This window comes from Gaiella sp., from assembly GCF_035558935.1.
In the GTDB taxonomy this organism is placed as follows: domain Bacteria; phylum Actinomycetota; class Thermoleophilia; order Gaiellales; family Gaiellaceae; genus Gaiella.
Window position 1 is genome coordinate 1 of sequence record NZ_DATMBZ010000161.1, and the last position, 16332, is coordinate 16332.

The window sequence follows — 16332 nt, forward strand, 5'->3', positions numbered from 1 at the left end:
GGCGGCCCGCTCTTGCAGCGCATTGACGCTCGGATCCTCGCGGCGCTGCTCGTCACCGACCGCGGCGGCGGCGATCGCCGCACGCATGCCGTCGGTCGGCCGGGTCGCGGTGTCGGAGCGAAGGTCGATCACGGCCGCCACCCTATCGGGCCGGCAGCCGCCGCCTACGCGGTCGAGCCGCGTGCCTGGAGCAGTCCCTCTCCGTCCGCCGTCGCGCGAATCCCCACCTCGAGCTCATACGTGCTCGTCACCTCGGCGGCCACCCCGCGCGCGGCCTCGTTGCGGGCGTTGGACGCGGTCACGCGGCTTCGCTCGAGCGCGGCCAGGGATTCCCAGAGGGTCAGCGTGATCGCGTGGTTGCCGTCCCGCTCGACGAGAAAGAGCGCATCGACGAATCCGTCCAGCTCCCGGACGCGGTCGATCGCGGGCTCGAACGCACCGATCGACTCCGAGGCGCGTGCTTCGTCGAGCTCGTACGTGGTGACACGGGCGAACATCGGGACCTCCTTGTGGGGTGTGGGGGTCGGGACGTGTCCGGGGTGGGGCTACCTTTCTCCGATGGATCTGAAACGCCTCGACGAGCGCCTGGACGAGCTCGGACAACCGGCCTACAGAGGCCGCCAGGTCTGGGAATGGGCCTCGGGCGGCGCGCCGGGCTACGAGGCGATGACGAACCTGCCGCTCGCTCTGCGGACCGCGCTCGCGGCGGACGTGCCGTTCTCCACGCTCACCGCGGAGGCCGAGCAGCGCTCGCGCGACGGCACCGTCAAGACGCTGTTCCGGACGCACGACGGCCACCCGGTCGAGGCCGTGCTGATGCGCTACCGCGACGGGCGCCGCTCGGTGTGCGTCTCGTCGCAGTCGGGCTGTCCGCTCACGTGCACGTTCTGCGCGACGGGCCGCATGGCGTTCGGCCGCAACCTCACCGCCTCCGAGATCCTCGACCAGGTGCTCCACTTCCGGCGCAGCGAGCCGGTGAACCACCTGGTGTTCATGGGCATGGGAGAGCCGTTCATGAACGTCGACGCGGTGCTCGACGCGGCACGCCGCCTGCCCGACATCGGCATCACCCACCGCAGGACGACGATCTCGACCGTCGGCTGGCTACCCGGCCTCGAGCGCTTCGTCGAGGAAGTCACCGAGCCGATCCGCCTCGCGCTGTCGCTCCACGCAGCCGATCCGACGGTGCGCAGCGAGCTGATGCCGGTGAACGACCGGTACCCCCTGCCCGACGTGCTCGTCCTCTGCCGGCGTCACTGGGAGCGGACGAACCGGCGCGTGTTCGTCGAGTACGTGATGCTCGCGGGCGTCAACGACTCGCCCGCGCAGGCGCGGGCGCTCGCCGAGCTCCTCGGCCGGGAGGCCTTCAAGGTCAACCTCATCCCCTACAACCCGACGGGTCTGTTCGACGGGTCGTCGCGCGCGGCGATCGCGGCGTTCAAGGCTGAGCTCGACGCCGCCCGCGTGCCGGCGACGGTTCGCCTCACCCGGGGGCGTGACATCGCCGCCGCCTGCGGACAGCTCGTCGCGCCCGCGAGGGAGACGAGGCCCGCTCTCGCCTAGAGCTTGCGAACGGAGTCGCCCGTGCGGACGACGCCCGGCTCCACGACCCGCGTGTTGATCCCTCGCAGGTTGAGCGCACGGCCCTGCGGCGAGTTGAAGAGCTCGAGCGCCTCCATCCCGAAGCGCGCCCGGAACTTCTTGCACCCGGTGTGCGGCTCGGCCGTCACCTCGACGACGGCGGAGCCGATCGCGAGACGAGTGCCCGGCGGCAGGTTGTCACGGGAGATATCGAGATCGACGTAGAGCTGGTCGCCGGCGAGCGGCCAACGGTCGCGGTCGCGCGCCGCGAGCGCGACGGCGCGTGCGCTCACGACGGTGATCTGCGCGTCGCGGTTCGCCGGCCTGCCGCCCGAGCGCCCGCGGGAGGACCAGCTGTCACCGACGAGCCCCAGCTCGAGGTCGAGCTCCGCCTCCTCGAGCACCTCGCGCTCGTCGACGGCCGGCCGGCGGACGATCAGCTCGAGGACGCCCTCGTCGCTCGGTGCAGCACGGACGTGATCGAGGCCGGCCTCCAGCTCGGACGTCGAGGCGTACGCAGTCATTCGTCCGCGATCGTCGCGTGGCGACGGACGATCTGCCAGCGCGCATCGCGCCGCGTCCAGATGTCCGTGACGTTCATCCGGTAACTCAGGTCGCGGCCGTCGAGGCGCGCGACCTGGCGGTAGCGCGACACGAGCACTGCCGTGTTGCCGTACACCTCGGGGTCGATCTGCTCGTAGCCGAACTCGTCGATCTCGTACGGCCCCGCCGCAGCCTCGAGGAAGGCGTCGCGATCGAGCTGCCCCGCAGCGCCCTGGAGGGTGAACTCGGACGCGAGCATCGTCTCGAGCCGCTCGACGTCGTGATCGCAGACGGCCCGGGCGAGCTCGTGCTCGAGCTCGACGAGCTCGTGGGAGACGGCTGTCGTCGTCATCCGGCCTCGATCCTAGCCTCCTCGGCCTCCGGCTCGAACGGGTAGCGCACGACCGGGTGCTTCGCGGCCTTCACCTCGTCGAGCCGGCGCACGGGTCGGGTCAGCGGCGCGCTCTTCAGCACGTCCGGGTCGTTGACGGCCTCCTCTGCGATCGACCGCATGGCGTCGACGAACTCGTCGAGCCGCTCCTTCGTCTCCGTCTCGGTCGGCTCGATCATCAGCGCCTCGGGGACGACGAGCGGGAAGTAGATCGTCGGCGGGTGGATCCGGTGGTCCATCAGCCGCTTCGCCACGTCGAGCGCGGTGATGCCGTGCTCGCGCTTGAGCGTTCGCGCCGAGAGGACGAACTCGTGCATGCACAGCCGGTCGTAGGGGAGGTCGTAGACGTCCTTGAGGCAGGCCAGCAGGTAGTTCGCGTTGAGCACCGCCGCCTCCGACATGTCCTTCAGGGCGGGGCCGTAGGCGCGCATGAACGCGTAGGAACGGACGAAGACGCCGAACGGCCCGGCGAAGCCGCGCACGCGCCCGATGGACTTCGGGCGGTCGTGGTCGAGACGGAAGACATCGCCCTCGCGAACGAGGGTCGGCGCGGGCAGGAACGGCTCGATCTCGGAGCGCACCGCCACCGGCCCGCCGCCCGGCCCGCCCCCGCCGTGTGGCTGGGAGAACGTCTTGTGCAGGTTGTAGTGGACGATGTCGAACCCCATGTCGCCCGGGCGCGAACGCCCGACGACGGCATTGAGGTTGGCGCCGTCGTAGTAGAGCAGCGCGCCGCGGGAGTGGAAGATCTCGGCGACCGCCTCGATGCCCTCGTCGAACAGCCCGAGCGTCGAAGGGTTCGTCAGCATCAGCCCGGCGGTGCGGTCGTCGACCTTCGCGCGGAGGTCCTCCAGGTCGAGGTTGCCGCGATCGGTCGTGGCCACCTTCTCGAGCTCGAAGCCCGCCATCGTGACGCTCGCCGGGTTCGTCCCGTGCGCGGTGTCGGCCGTGATGATCACATTCCGGCCGGGCTCGCCGCGATCGGCGAACACGGCCCGCATCAGCATCAGGCCCGTCAGCTCGCCCTGGGAGCCCGCCGCAGGCTGGAGCGTGACGGCGGGCAGCCCCGCGACCTCCGCGAGGATCTGCTCGAGCTCCCACATCAGCTCGAGCGCGCCCTGCGCGCCTTCGTCCTCCTGGAGCGGATGCAGGTCGCGGAACCCGGGCAGCCCGACGACGCGCTCGTTGACGCGCGGGTTGTGCTTCATCGTGCAGCTGCCGAGTGGGTAGAAGCCCGTGTCGATCCCGAAGTTCCGGTCGGCGAGCTCCGTGAAGTGGCGGACGATCTCGTTCTCCGGGACCTCCGGCAGGCGCGGCGGCGATTCCCGCTTGAGCTCGGCGGGCAGCTCGGGGACGGGTAGCCCGTATGACGGGACGCGGCCCGCGCGCCGCCCGGGCTTCGACTTCTCGAAGATGAGGCCCGGCTTCGGCCGTGCCCCTGCATTGGCGTCGCTCACGAGCACACCTCCGAGAGCACATCGGCGAGCCGGTCGACGTCAGCCGGCGTGCGCTTCTCGGTGAGCGCGACCAGGAGCACGTCGTCGAGCCCTGGATAATCGCGTCCGAGGGGATAGCCGGGGTGGACGCCCCGCTCGCGGGCGCGTGCGACGACCTCACGCGCCGGGATGGCCATGCGGAACGCGACCTCCTTGAAGGTCGGCCGCTCGAAAGCCAGCGGCAACCCGACGCGCTCCTTCGCGTACGCGGCGAGCGCCGTGCACGTCTCGCCGAGCTCGCGGAGGCCCTCGGGGCCGAGCCAGCAGAGCGTGATCAGGCCGGCGAGCGCGAGGAGCGTCTGGTTCGTCGTCATGTTCGAGGTCGCCTTCTCGCGGCGGATGTGCTGCTCGCGCGTCTGCAGCGTCAGCACGAAGCCGCGCCGCCCTTCGAGGTCGGTCGTCTCGCCGACGATCCGTCCGGGCATGCGGCGGATGAACTCGTTGCCGGCAGCGAGGAACCCGTAATGCGGGCCGCCGTAGGACTGGTAGTTGCCGATCGACTGGCCCTCGCCGATCGCCATCGCGCAGCCGTAGGCTCCGGGAGCCTCGAGCAGTCCGAGCGATGCGAGGTCGACGTGCGCAACCGACAGCGCGCCGCCCTCGTTCGCCGCGGCGGCGAGCTCGGGTGCGGGCTCGAGACAGCCGAAGGCGTTCGGCTGCTGGAAGATCGCGATCGCGGCATCGCGCGCCTCCCCAGCGAAGCGGGCCGGGTCGATCGTGCCGCCGTCGTGCGGCACCTCTGTCACTTCCATGCCGAAGCCCGGCGCGTACGTCTTCACCACCTGGCGCACCATCGGGTTGAGCGTCTCGGCGAGAACGACCTTCGACCGGCCGGTGTGGTGACGGGCGATGAAACACGCGTCCGCCGCGACAGTCGTCCCGTCGTACCCCGAGGCGTTCGAGACGTCCATCCCCGTCAGCTCGCAGATCGCGGTCTGGTACTCGAAGATCGCCTGGAGCACCCCCTGGCTCATCTCCGGCTGGTACGGCGTGTAGGCCGTCAGCAGCTCGCCGCGGGAGAGAAAGGTGTCCACGATCGAGGGGACGTAGTGGTCGTAGATCCCCATCCCGAGGAAGCTCAGCTCACGTGACGTGTCGGCGTTCCGGGCCGCGAGCTGCTCGAAGTGGCGGACGAGTGCCGCCTCCGGCAGCGCCTCCGGCACGTCCAGCGGCCGGTCGAAGCGCACGCCTTCGGGGATCTGCTCGAACAGGTCGTCGATCGACGAGACGCCGATCGCCTCGAGCATCGCGCTGAGATCGGCGTCGGTCAGCGAGAGGTAGCCGGCGATGCTCATTCCGCTTCGCTCAGAGCTCTGCGAGGTGCGCCCGGTACGCCGCGGCGTCGAGCAGGGAGTCGCTCTCTCCCGCGTCGGCGACCCTGATGCGCACGAGCCAGCCCTCGCCGTAGGGATCCTCGTTGACGGTCTCCGGCTCGTCGACGGCCTTCTGGTTCACCGCGACCACCTCTCCCGAAAGCGGCGCGATCACATCCGAGACAGCCTTCACGGACTCCACCTCTGCGTACGACTCGTCCTTCTGGAGCATGGCTCCGACCTCCGGCCCGTCGAACAGCACGAGCTCGCCCAGCGAGTCCTGGGCGTACCACGTGATCCCGAGCACGGCCTCGTCCCCCTCGATCCGCGCCCAGTCGTGCTCGGTGTGGTAGCGGAGGTCCTCGGGGTAGCTCTCGTTCGGCGGCACTAGTGCTCCTTCCGGCGATGCTGGCTCGTTCCTGGCGCGCGAGGAGCAAGCCAGGCTAGGACGCAGGGAGTCCCGATACCTGAAGGTATCGGGGCGACCGAGGACGACGCATGGCGCCGCTCATCGCGCGCCAGTGACCTGCAGGGCATTGCCGGAAGGAGCACTACTGCTCCTTCCGGTAGATCGGCTTCTGGACGACGCGGGCGCGGCGGGGCTTGCCGCGGACGTCGACCACGAGGTCGGTATCGACCGCAGCGCTCGAGGTGGGGACGTACCCCATCCCGATTCCCACGTCGAGCGAAGGCGACTGCGTACCCGACGTCACCTCGCCGCCACCCTCGATCGGCATGCCCTGGCGCGGAATCGCCCGCTCTTGCATGACGAAGGCGACGAGCCGCCGCTCCGGGCCGTGCTCCTTGAGACGTCGGAGCACGTCGACGCCCGTGAAGTCGGTGTCGAGCGCGCACGTCCAGCCGAGACCCGCGGAGATCGCGTCGGTGTCCTGGGTGATGTCGTTGCCGTGAAGCGGATAGCAGACCTCGAGGCGCAGCGTGTCGCGAGCGCCGAGCCCGCACGGAACGACCCCGCGCGCGAGGACCGCGTCCCAGAGGGCGACTCCGTCGTCGGCCGGGCAGAGGAGCTCTACCCCTGTCTCCCCCGTGTAGCCGGTGCGGCAGACCATCAGCTCGATGCCGTCCACCTCGCCCATGGCATGCGTGAACCCGGGTGCCTCGTCCAGCCCCAGCCGTTCGAGCGACCGCGGCCCCTGCACGGCGATGAGCGCGTAGTCGTCCGAGGCGTCGCGCACCTCGGTGCCCCGGGCCTCGCGCTCCTTCAGCCACGTGTAGACGCTCTCCCTGTTGCCTGCGTTGACGACGAGGAGGTAGTGGCCGTTGGACATCCGATAGACGATCAGGTCGTCGACGATCCCGCCGCCTTCGTTCGTGAGGAGCGTGTACTGGGCATCGCCGTCGGCGAGCCGGGCGATGTCGTTCGAGAGCATCGACTGGAGGAAGGCCGCCGTCGCGGGGCCTTCGACATGGAGCTGCCCCATGTGCGAGACGTCGAACGCGCCTGCGTCGCTGCGCACGGCCAGGTGCTCGGGGATCACGCCGTCGTACTGGACCGGCATCTCCCAGCCGGCGAACGGCACCATGCGCGCGCCCGCCGCGACGTGCCGCTCGTACAGAGGCGTCCTGCGCAGGGTCGCGCTCACGGGCGCGACAATAGCGCGGGCCACGCCCGCGGCCACCGGCAAGCCGCGCCGGGCATCACAGCATGTCCGTCGCGCGGGGAGAGGGCGATGCGGTCACGGCCCGACCAGGTGTCGGGAACCCCCCACAAAACATCTCCGTCCGCCGCACCGACGGAACGTCCCCCGTTTGATTCCCTCTCCCCTGCAGCGCAACGAGTGTTCCACTGCGCCCGCCCGCCGTCAAGAGGCCCCGAGTAAGGGCTTGTCAGTCGCGCAGGAAGCTCGGGACGTCGATGTCGGTCTCGTCCCCGCGGGGTCGGGGGTCGAAGCTCGGAACCGGCGACTCGGACGACGGCGTCGAGGTCGTCGCAGGGGGCTCTGTTCGCTTGCGGCGCGGGCGCCCCGCGCCGAAGCCGGTCGCGATCACGGTGACCCGGACGTCCTCGCCGAGCGACTCGTCGATGACGGCGCCGAAGATCACGTTCGCGTTCGGGTCGGCGTGCCCGGTGACGACCTCGGCGGCCTCGTTCACCTCGAACAGCCCGACGTCGGAAGGACCGGTGATGTTGAGGAGGATCCCAGTCGCGCCGTCGAGCGTCGTCTCGAGCAGCGGGGACGAGACAGCCGCATTCGCGGCGGCGGTGGCGCGTCCCTCTCCGCGGGCCATGCCGATCCCCATCAACGCCGAGCCCGCGTCACGCATGATCGTGCGGACGTCTGCGAAGTCCAGGTTGACGAGACCGGGGACGGTGATCAGGTCGGTGATGCCCTGAACCCCCTGCCGGAGGATGTCGTCGGCCATCCGGAACGACTCGAGGATCGGCGTCGTCTTCTCGACGACCTGCAGGAGGCGGTCGTTCTCGATCACGATCAGCGTGTCCACGCGGTCACGGAGGTTCTGGATGCCGAGGCCGGCCTGGTCGGAACGGCGGCGTCCCTCGAACGCGAACGGCTTCGTGACGACGCCGACCGTGAGCGCCTCGAGCTCGCGGCCGAGCTCGGCAACGACGGGCGCAGCGCCCGTCCCGGTGCCGCCGCCCTCGCCCGCGGTGACGAAGATCATGTCCGCGCCCTTGAGCGCCTCCTTCAGCTCGTCCCGGCTCTCCTGCGCGGCGGCGAGCCCGACCTCGGGATTCGCGCCGGCGCCGAGGCCGCGGGTTGCTTTCGAGCCGATGTGGATCTTGACGTCGGCGTCCGTGTCGAGCAGTGCCTGCGCGTCGGTGTTCACCGCGATGAACTCCACGCCTGTGAGTCCGGACTCGACCATCCGGTTGACCGCGTTCGTACCGCCGCCGCCGACACCGACGACCTTGATCACTGCGAGGTAGTTGCCGTTCTGCGTGCTCATCTCGACCTGCCTGAGGGTCAAGCTCTCATCGAGCTACGGAATGCCTGGAATTCCTCGATTCGGAGCCAGGGTACGGTCTCCTTGTCGACATTGTCAACGGAACCCTCAAGCCCCACTGGAGACGCTACTCTCGACCTCGACCTGAGGGTCGAGACCCGGCGGCCCCGCGACGGGCCGGTCCGGGACGCTCACGTCGAGGTAGCCCGAGCCTGCGGGCAGCGCGCGCAGCACGCGAGCCGCGACGGCGAGCTTCAGGTCGACATCGTGCATGTCGCCGAGCCGGAGCTCGAGGCCGGAGCGCAGGCGGAGCGTCAGCCCGTCGGCCGTCGTCACGGAGACGACGCGGCTCGGGAACCGCAGGTCGGCGAGCGGCGCCACAGCCCCGACGGCGGTGAGCAGGTCGCCGACGACCAGCGCCCCCGGGTCGAGCGGCACGTCGCGCTTGACCCAGATCCGGGCGAGGCCGGGGGACGCGGTGCGCTCGACCCGGGCGATCACCCTGCCGCGCTCGGAGACCAGGAACGAGTCGGCACCCTGGCGAACGACCGCGACCGGGCGCTCGGGGACGACCGTCACGTTGAGGGTGTGCGGATAGTCACGGTCGAAGGCGACGCCCGCGACAGTCGGGAGCGCGGCGACGTCGGAGCGTGCGGCATCGAGGTCGAGGCCGACGAGGCTCGACCCCGTGCGGTCGCGAAGCGCCTTTCTCACCTGGCTCTCGACGCCGGGTGACGCACCGCTGACGGAGATGTCCTGGACCGCGAAGAGAGGCGTCTCACGCGCGACGACGATCGCGACCAGCACCGCGCCGAGGACTGCGAAAGCGACGAGCAGCGAGCGGCCGGACGGGACGAGCGGGCCCAGCTCGAGGCGATCGCCTGGGGCCGTGCGCGGGAACGGGACGACGACGCTCGCCGTGCGCGCACGCGGCCGCTCCGGTCGCCCTGCTCGTCCCCGTTCGGCCACCGTGTTGTGTTCTGCGCCGGCGGGCGCTCTCCTAGGCGTCTGGCGCCAAAGGCGTCAGGCCCCACAGCACGACCTCGTGCTCGAGCTCGACGCCGTACTCCTCGCGTGCGCGGCGTCGTGCCTCACGGATCAGCGCGAGGCAGTCGGCGCTCGTCGCACCGTCGGCGTTCTCGATGAAGTTCGCATGCCGCGGCGAGATCACTGCGCCACCGATGCGATACCCCTTCAGTCCGCAGAGCTCGAGCATCCGGCCGGCGCCGAGCTCTCCCGGCGGGTTCTTGAAGACCGAGCCGAACGTCCGCTTGTTGGTCGGCTGCGTCGCCTTCCGCCTCGCGACGAGCTCGGAGACCTCGGCCTTGATCTCCTCCACGGGCCGTGGCTCGAGCCGGTACTCGACCCGCGCGACGACGTCGCCAGGCTGCAGGTCGGAGTGACGGTACGAGAGGCCGAGCTCGTTCGGGGTGAACCAGCCGCTCCCATGTGCGGAGACGACGAGCGCCCGCTCGAGGATCCCCGACCAGTCCGACCCGTATGCGCCGGCGTTCATCCAGACGCCCCCGCCGGCCGTGCCGGGGATCGCGCAGGCGAACTCGAGCCCGCCGAGCCCGGCGGCACGCGCCCGATGGAGGCAGACGGCGTTCGTGGCGCCTCCGCCCGCCCTGAGCAGCTCGCCGTCGACCTCCACGGCGGCGAGGTCGCCCTCGAGACGCAGCACGAGCGCATCGACGCCCCCGTCGGCCGCGAGCAGGTTCGAGCCGAGACCCACCGTCACGATTGCAAGGCCACGCTCGCGACCCCACCTCAGTGCCTTCTCGAGCTCGGCGAGCGACTGCGGGCGCGCAAACGCCGCGGCGGGCCCGCCCGTTCCGATCGTCGTCGACTTCGACAACAGATGTCCGGTTTCGATGTCCAGGGCGTCCTCAGCCCTCCCCACGGTCCGGGAGGGCGTCGAGGATCGCCCGCGCGATCCGCCAGGGCTCCCCCACGCCGAGCGTCACGACGACGTCGCCGGGCCGCACCAGCGCGAGCGCGAGCGCGGAGGCGTCGTCGAGGCTCGGTGCCCACACGCGGCGGGTCGGATCCGGGACGTCGTCGAGTACGAGTCGTCCCGTGACGCCCTCGCGCGGCGCGTCCCGCTGCCCCACGAAGTCGGTCACCATCGCGACGTCCGCGAGCCCGAGCGCCTCGCCGAGCTCCGTGTGCAGGTGACGCGTCCGTTCTACGACGTGCGGGACGTAGATGGCGACGAGACGTCCGTCGCTCTCGGCTCGGACCGTCTCCAGGGCGGCGCGGAGCTCCGTCGGGTTATGGCCGTAGTCGTCGATCAGGCGCACGCCGCCGCGCTCTCCGACGCGCTCCAGGCGACGCTCGGCCCCCGCGAACCGGGCGAGGGCCTGCTCGGCCGCCGCGGAGTCGACGCCCGCGCGGACGAGCGCTTCCCGTGCCGCCGCGGCGTTCCTGCGGTTGTGCTCGCCCGGCACCGCGAGCGGAAAGCCCACCGGGTCGAGCTCCCACCCGCGGACCACGTCCGGGACGTCGGCCAGCCAGGCGTCGATCGCCGCCTGGAGCTCGGCGGTCGACCCGTACGCCGCGTGGTGGTCGAGCTCGACATTCGTGACGACGGCGAGCCGCGGCCGAAGCTCGAAGGCCGAGCGGTCGGACTCGTCGCCCTCGACGACGAGCCAGCCCGCGCCGGTCCCGGCGTTGCCGCCGAGCTGCGGCACGACGCCGCCGACGATCCACGCCGGATCGTTGCCGGTCTCGCGCAGCGCAAAGGCGATCATCGCCGTCGTCGTCGTCTTGCCGTGCGCGCCGGTGACCACGATGGACGGGCGCGCGCCCACCAGCTCCGCGAGGAAGTCCGCGCGCGGGGTGCCTTCGATGCGGGCGCGGTGGGCGGTCGACACGATCGCCTCGTATCCCTCCGGCGGGGCCGGCTCACCGCCGAGATCGACGTCGACGCCGTCGAGCGTGCGGCTGAAGATCGTCTCCCGGGCATCCCATCCGCGAACGTCCGCCCCCCACGCCCGTGCGATGTTTGCGTACGCCGACATCCCCGAGCCTCCGATCCCGACGAAGTACAGGCGGCGCCCGGCGAGCGGCTTCAGGTCGTTCGTCACGACCTCACCGGGCGCCCTGCGCGAGCGCGACGAGCTCGTCGGCGACAGCCTCGGCCGCGTCGGGGCGCGCGAGGGCGAGCATCGACTCGCGCATCGCGCCGAGGCGCTGCGGCGCGGCGAGGAGCTCGGCGACGAGCTCGGGCACGCGGTCGACGTCCCCGTCTGGGACGAGAAGCGCGCCGCCGCCACGCTCGAAGTGGCGCGCGTTGAGCGTCTGATGGTCGGCGGTCGCGTACGGATACGGAACGAGGATCGCCGGCGTTCCCGCGGCCGCGAGCTCCCACACTGTGCCGCCCGCGCGGGAAACGGCGAGATCCGCAGCCGCGAGCGCGTCGCCGAAGTGGTCGGTCTGCGGCAGAAGGACGTACCCGGGCCGGTCGACGCGGCCGCGAAGCGCGTCGAAGTCCCGATCGCCGCAGATGTGGAGGACCCCGGGGCCGCGAGCTCCCCATGCCTCGACCGCCATCTGGTTCAGCGACCGCGCGCCCGCGAGCGCTCCGAAGACGGCGACCACCGGAGCGCTCTCCGACAGCCCGAACCTCCGCCGGCCCTCCTCCCTCGTCGAGCCGCGATGGGAGACCGGGATCGGACGGCCGATGACGCGCACTTTCGCACCGTTCCGGCCGGGGATCTCGTACGCGAAGAAGAGTCGGCGGGCGAACGGAGCGGCCAGCCGGTTCGCGAGCCCGAGGTGCGCATCTGCCTCGGTGAGCGCCGCCGGGATCCCGCGCAGGCGAGCAGCGAGGACCATCGGCCCGGCGACGTATCCGCCGGCGCCGAGGACGACGTCCGGCCGCCGCCGAGCGAGGATCCGCAGACAGTGCGCGGGCGCCGCCGAGGCTCGCCAGGCAGCCCGCAGCTGGGCCGCGCTCGGTTTCCTCGGGAGCCCCGAGACAGGGAAGGTGTCGAGCGGGAAGCCCGCCTCAGGCACCAGCCGCGACTCGACGCGGTCGGGTGTGCCGGCGAACGTCACGGTCACTCCCCTCTCGCGGAGCGCTTCCCCGACCGCGAGTGCCGGACGGACGTGACCGGCGGTTCCCCCGGCCGCGATCACGCACGCGAGCTTCGACGACGCGCTCATTCACCGCGATGTTAAGGAGCACCCCGACGGCGCTGAGGAGCACCAGCAGCGAGGAGCCCCCGTAGGAGACGAACGGGAGCGGGATCCCGGTGAGCGGGGCCATGCCCAGGACGGCGGCGAGGTTGACGGCGGCCTGGCCGCAGACGAGCGTCGTGATACCCGCCGCGAGCCGCTTCCCGAACGGGTCGCGGGAATGCAGCGCGATGCGGAAGCCCGCCCAGGCGAACACGGCGAAGGCCGCGATCACGAGCGACGAGCCGACGAATCCGAGCTCCTCCCCGACGACCGCGAAGATCATGTCCGTGTGGGCCTCGGGGAGGAAGTTCACCTTCTGGATCCCCTGACCGAGGCCCTCGCCGGTGATGCCTCCCGAGCCCATGCCGATGATCGCCTGCACGTTCTGGAAGCCCGCTCCCTGCGCATCCTTCCACGGGTCGAGGAAGCTGAAGACGCGCTCGCGGCGGTACGGCTCCATCCAGATCGCGAGGAGGCCGGCGCCGAGCGCGAGGCTCGTCGCGAGCGCGAAGAGCCGAAAGCGCACGCCCGAGACGAGGAGGATCCCGGCGATCATCACGAACAGCGAGATCGTCGTCCCGAGGTCCGGCTCGATCACGATGAGCCCGCCGAACAGGACGACGACGATCCCGACGGGCTTCATGAGCTCTCCGAGCGTCCTCGGCGCCGGACGTCGCGAGAGGACGGCGCATGCCCAGAGCAGGACGGCGAGCTTGGCGAGCTCGGCGGGCTGAACGCTGACCGGACCGAAGACGAACCAGCGGTGGGCGCCGTTGATCGAGGGAGCCACAGCCAGCACCGCGACGCAGCCCAGGAACGCAACGACGAGGAGCAGCGGCGCAAGCGGGCGCAGCACGTGGTAGTCGACGCGCGTGAAGACGGCGAGCAGGACGAGACCGGCCCCCGCGTAGAGCCCCTGCTTGACGAGAAACCGCATCGGATCGCCCTCGCCGAGCGCGGCGGAGGCGGAGGTCGCGCTGAAGACCATCACGAGCCCGAAGGCGACGAGCCCGAGCGTGACGAGGATCAGCAGCCGCTGCTCGAGCTGGCCCCGGTCCGCGCGTCGTCGAGTCCCCACCCGGGAAGCTTCTGCACGAGACTGCGGAACTCCTCCCCCCGGTGCTCGAAGCTCGTGAACTGGTCGAAGGAGGCGCACGCCGGCGAGAGCAGGACGACGTCGCCGGCGGATGCGGCCGCCGCCGCCTCGCTCACCGCGCGCTCGAGCGTGCGCGCGTACGTGTGGTCGACGTGCCGCCGAGCGAGCGCGGCTGCGATCTCGTCCGCGGCCTCGCCCACGAGGTACGCGCGGTCGCCCTCCGCGAACGCCCCCGCGAGCGCGTCGTACGGCTCCGCTTTGCCGCGGCCCCCGAGGATCACGTGCTTGCGGCGGCCGGGGAACGATGCGAGCGCACGCACCGCCGCCGCCGCGTTCGTCGCCTTGGAGTCGTTGACGTAGTCGACGCCGCAGATGGTCGCGACCTCCTCGATGCGGTGCTCGACCCCGGGGAACGACGACAGCGCCGCGGCGATCGCCTCGTCCGCCACGCCGATCGCCCGCGCGGCCGCCGTTGCCGCGGCCGCGTTCTCGCGGTTGTGCGCGCCGCGGATCCGCGGCTCCGCGGGCAGCGCGTCGTCACCCGCGAACTCCACGCGGCGTGCGTTGCCGGGAACGTGTCCGAAGCCCCGCGGGACGACCGCGACGTCGCCGTTCTCCTGGCGCTCGAAGATGCGGAGCTTCGCGCGCCGGTAGGCGGCGAGGTCACCGTGCCGGTCGAGGTGGTCGGGCTCGAGATTCGTGAGCACCGCGACGCGCGGCCGGAGCGTCTCCACGTCCTCGAGCTGGAACGACGAGAGCTCGCAGACGATCCAGGCGCCGGGGTCGACGGCCCCGACCAGCGACGTCAGCGGGCGGCCGATGTTGCCCGCCACCTCGACCGGCAGCCCGCCCGCCGTGAGGATCGCGCCGAGGAGCGCCGTGGTCGTCGTCTTCCCGTTCGTTCCCGTGACGCCGAGCAGCCGGTTCGCGAGAAGCCGTGCGCCGAGCTCGACCTCCGAGATCACGGGGATGGCGCGCACACGAGCCGCAGCGACCGGAGGCGCATCCGACGGGACGCCCGGGCTCTTCACCACGAGGCCGACGCCCTCGAGCAGCGCCGGGTCCCACTCTCCGAGCACGACGTCGCCGCTCAGCGCCGATACCGCGAGCGCAGGGTCGGCGTCGTACGCGACCACGGAGACGCCGCGCTCGGCGAGCGCGGCGGCGGCCGCGCGGCCCGAACGCGCGAGGCCGACAACGAGGACGCGCGCCGGAAGCTCCCTCACGGCGGACAGCGTATTCACGACGCCGGTCCGCCTTCGCGCGACGAGAGCCGGCCGGTCAAGTCGGCGACCTCCGCGGTCGATTGCTCTCGTAGCGCCCCGGCGACGACGACATGCAGAGGATCGCGAACCACAGGTGGATCTCCGCCGCCGTCTTCGCCGCGGCCGTGCTCGCCGCGGCAGGCACCGTCGCGCTCCGCCCGGGCGGCGGCACGAGCGACGCCGCGCCACGGCCGTCGTGGCGTCCCGCACCCGTCCGCATGGGCGGCGTCTCGGTCCTCGCGCAGGCGGGCGGCGGGCGCTTCGTCCTGCGCACGAAGCACGGGAACGTCTCCTTCCTGCCCGGCGTCAACCTCGGTGCGACGACACCCGGCCACCTGCCGGGCGAGCTCGCGATCGACGCCGGCGACTACCGGCGGTGGTTCTCGGAGATGGGCGCGCTCGGGATCCGAGCGATCCGCATCTACACGATCCATCCACCCGCGTTCTACCGCGAGCTGCGCCGCTACGACGAAGCGCATCCCGACGCGCCGCTCTACCTCCTCCAGGGCGTCTACCTGCCGGACGAGAGCTATCCCTCCAGGCGACGAGGGCTCTACGACCCGCATGTGACCGCGGCGTTCCGCAACGAGCTCGAGGCCGCGGTCGGCGCCGTCCACGGCGACCTCGCACGGGCGCCGCGGGGCGGCCGCGCGTCCGGCGTCTGGCGGGCCGACGTCAGCCCCTGGCTCGCGGGCTGGATCGTCGGGGTCGAGTGGGATCCTCACGGCGTCGTGCGCACCGACCGGGCGAACGGCACCGCGCCCGCGACGCGCGGGCGGTTCTTCCGCAGCACCGCCGACGCGACGCCGACGGAGCGGTGGCTCGCCGCGAATCTCGACCGTCTCGCCGCACTCGAGCGCGCGCGCGGCGTCTCCATGCCGCTCGCGTTCACGAACTGGCCGACCACCGATCCCCTCCGCCACCCGACCGAGCCGCTCCCGCGCGAGGACCTCGTGGGCGTCGACGCCAACCACGTCCGGCCGACGCCCGCGTGGCCGGGAGGGTCGTTCGCGAGCTACCACGCCTATCCGTACTACCCCGACTTCCAGCGGCACGAGCTCGCGCTCCGCCGCCATCGCGTCGGGGCCCACGTCGACCCCTACGCCGGCTACCTCGCCGCCCTCCGGGCGCATCACGGTGCCATGCCCGTGATGATCACCGAGCTCGGTGTCCCGTCCTCGATCGGCTCCGCGCACGCCGGGCCGCTCGGGCGCGACCAGGGCTCCCACTCGGAGCAGGAGGCGATGCGCATCGACGCGGAACTGCTCCGGCTCGTCCACCGCCAGCGGCTCGCCGGCGCATTTCTCTTCTCCTGGGTGGACGAGTGGTTCAAGTTCACGTGGAACACGCTGCCGCGGCACGCTCCGGTCGCCGACCGCCGTCAGCTGTGGCACGACCCGTGGACGAACGAGCAGTGGTTCGGGCTCCTCGCCGCGGACCCGGGCCCCGCGCGCCCGGAAGGGCGCGTCGTCCAGGAGAGCCGGGCCGAGGTGCGCGAGATCCGTCTCGCCACGGACCCCGCGTGGCTCCACCT

At 71.7% G+C, this 16332-nt stretch carries 16 protein-coding genes and 2 pseudogenes; 2 read left to right on the forward strand and 16 right to left on the reverse strand.

Annotation, left to right across the window (positions count from 1 at the left end; genetic code table 11):
- The coding region (locus VNM44_RS17160) for a beta-eliminating lyase-related protein (RefSeq protein ID WP_349258056.1) at positions 1–141 on the reverse strand (141 nt) is incomplete at its 3' end.
- A 23-nt stretch (positions 142–164) separates the two neighbouring features.
- Positions 165–497 carry a hypothetical protein gene (locus tag VNM44_RS15310; protein ID WP_325626832.1) on the reverse strand — a complete coding sequence of 111 codons (333 nt, stop codon included), beginning with the start codon at positions 495–497 and terminating at the stop codon, positions 165–167.
- A gap of 61 nt (positions 498–558) precedes the next feature.
- Between VNM44_RS15310 and rlmN the strand changes: the two genes are divergently transcribed.
- Complete coding sequence (gene rlmN / locus VNM44_RS15315) at positions 559–1563, forward strand: 23S rRNA (adenine(2503)-C(2))-methyltransferase RlmN (protein WP_325626834.1); 1005 nt, start codon at positions 559–561, stop codon at positions 1561–1563.
- Here rlmN and VNM44_RS15320 read toward each other — a convergent pair.
- The 14 genes and pseudogenes from VNM44_RS15320 to VNM44_RS15385 form a co-directional block, all read right to left on the reverse strand.
- A complete protein-coding gene (locus VNM44_RS15320) occupies positions 1560–2105 on the reverse strand; it encodes an MOSC domain-containing protein (RefSeq protein WP_325626836.1) in 546 nt (181 codons plus the stop codon). The genes rlmN and VNM44_RS15320 overlap by 4 nt on opposite strands.
- A complete protein-coding gene (locus VNM44_RS15325) occupies positions 2102–2476 on the reverse strand; it encodes a nuclear transport factor 2 family protein (protein WP_325626838.1) in 375 nt (124 codons plus the stop codon). The genes VNM44_RS15320 and VNM44_RS15325 overlap by 4 nt, the downstream gene beginning before the upstream one ends.
- Positions 2473–3972 carry an aminomethyl-transferring glycine dehydrogenase subunit GcvPB gene (gene gcvPB / locus VNM44_RS15330; RefSeq protein WP_325626840.1) on the reverse strand — a complete coding sequence of 500 codons (1500 nt, stop codon included), beginning with the start codon at positions 3970–3972 and terminating at the stop codon, positions 2473–2475. Before gcvPB ends, VNM44_RS15325 begins: the two co-directional genes overlap by 4 nt.
- Entirely contained in the window at positions 3969–5306 is a 1338-nt protein-coding gene (gene gcvPA / locus VNM44_RS15335; RefSeq protein ID WP_325626842.1) for an aminomethyl-transferring glycine dehydrogenase subunit GcvPA, read from the reverse strand. The genes gcvPB and gcvPA overlap by 4 nt, the downstream gene beginning before the upstream one ends.
- Before the next feature lie 10 nt (positions 5307–5316).
- On the reverse strand, positions 5317–5712 hold the full coding sequence (gene gcvH / locus VNM44_RS15340; protein WP_325626844.1) for a glycine cleavage system protein GcvH: 396 nt from the start codon (positions 5710–5712) through the stop codon (positions 5317–5319).
- A 163-nt stretch (positions 5713–5875) separates the two neighbouring features.
- Positions 5876–6928, reverse strand: a complete 1053-nt coding sequence (gcvT, locus tag VNM44_RS15345; protein ID WP_325626846.1) for a glycine cleavage system aminomethyltransferase GcvT — start codon at positions 6926–6928, stop codon at positions 5876–5878.
- 244 nt (positions 6929–7172) lie between these two features.
- The gene (gene ftsZ, locus VNM44_RS15350; RefSeq protein WP_325626848.1) at positions 7173–8255 is read right to left on the reverse strand and encodes a cell division protein FtsZ; all 1083 of its coding nucleotides are present in this window, start codon (positions 8253–8255) and stop codon (positions 7173–7175) included.
- 105 nt (positions 8256–8360) lie between these two features.
- Positions 8361–9221: a cell division protein FtsQ/DivIB gene (locus tag VNM44_RS15355; RefSeq protein WP_325626850.1), complete on the reverse strand. Its 861-nt coding sequence runs from the start codon at positions 9219–9221 to the stop codon at positions 8361–8363.
- Positions 9222–9252: 31 nt separating this feature from the next.
- The gene (gene murB, locus VNM44_RS15360) at positions 9253–10155 is read right to left on the reverse strand and encodes a UDP-N-acetylmuramate dehydrogenase (protein WP_325626852.1); all 903 of its coding nucleotides are present in this window, start codon (positions 10153–10155) and stop codon (positions 9253–9255) included.
- A complete protein-coding gene (locus VNM44_RS15365) occupies positions 10142–11341 on the reverse strand; it encodes a glutamate ligase domain-containing protein (protein WP_325626854.1) in 1200 nt (399 codons plus the stop codon). The genes murB and VNM44_RS15365 overlap by 14 nt, the downstream gene beginning before the upstream one ends.
- 4 nt (positions 11342–11345) lie before the next feature.
- The gene (locus tag VNM44_RS17215) at positions 11346–11948 is read right to left on the reverse strand and encodes a UDP-N-acetylglucosamine--N-acetylmuramyl-(pentapeptide) pyrophosphoryl-undecaprenol N-acetylglucosamine transferase (RefSeq protein WP_325626860.1); all 603 of its coding nucleotides are present in this window, start codon (positions 11946–11948) and stop codon (positions 11346–11348) included.
- Positions 11949–12047: 99 nt separating this feature from the next.
- A pseudogene (locus VNM44_RS17220) lies at positions 12048–12335 on the reverse strand (glycosyltransferase); the annotation flags it as partial.
- Positions 12265–13425: a putative lipid II flippase FtsW gene (gene ftsW / locus VNM44_RS15380; protein WP_325626862.1), complete on the reverse strand. Its 1161-nt coding sequence runs from the start codon at positions 13423–13425 to the stop codon at positions 12265–12267. The gene ftsW and the pseudogene VNM44_RS17220, both read right to left, overlap by 71 nt.
- Positions 13426–13463: 38 nt before the next feature.
- Positions 13464–14759 (reverse strand): Mur ligase family protein, encoded by a 1296-nt coding sequence (locus tag VNM44_RS15385; protein ID WP_325626856.1) that lies wholly within the window; start codon positions 14757–14759, stop codon positions 13464–13466.
- A gap of 110 nt (positions 14760–14869) precedes the next feature.
- Between VNM44_RS15385 and VNM44_RS15390 the strand changes: the two are divergent.
- Positions 14870–16332 (forward strand): annotated as a pseudogene (locus VNM44_RS15390) (hypothetical protein); the annotation flags it as partial.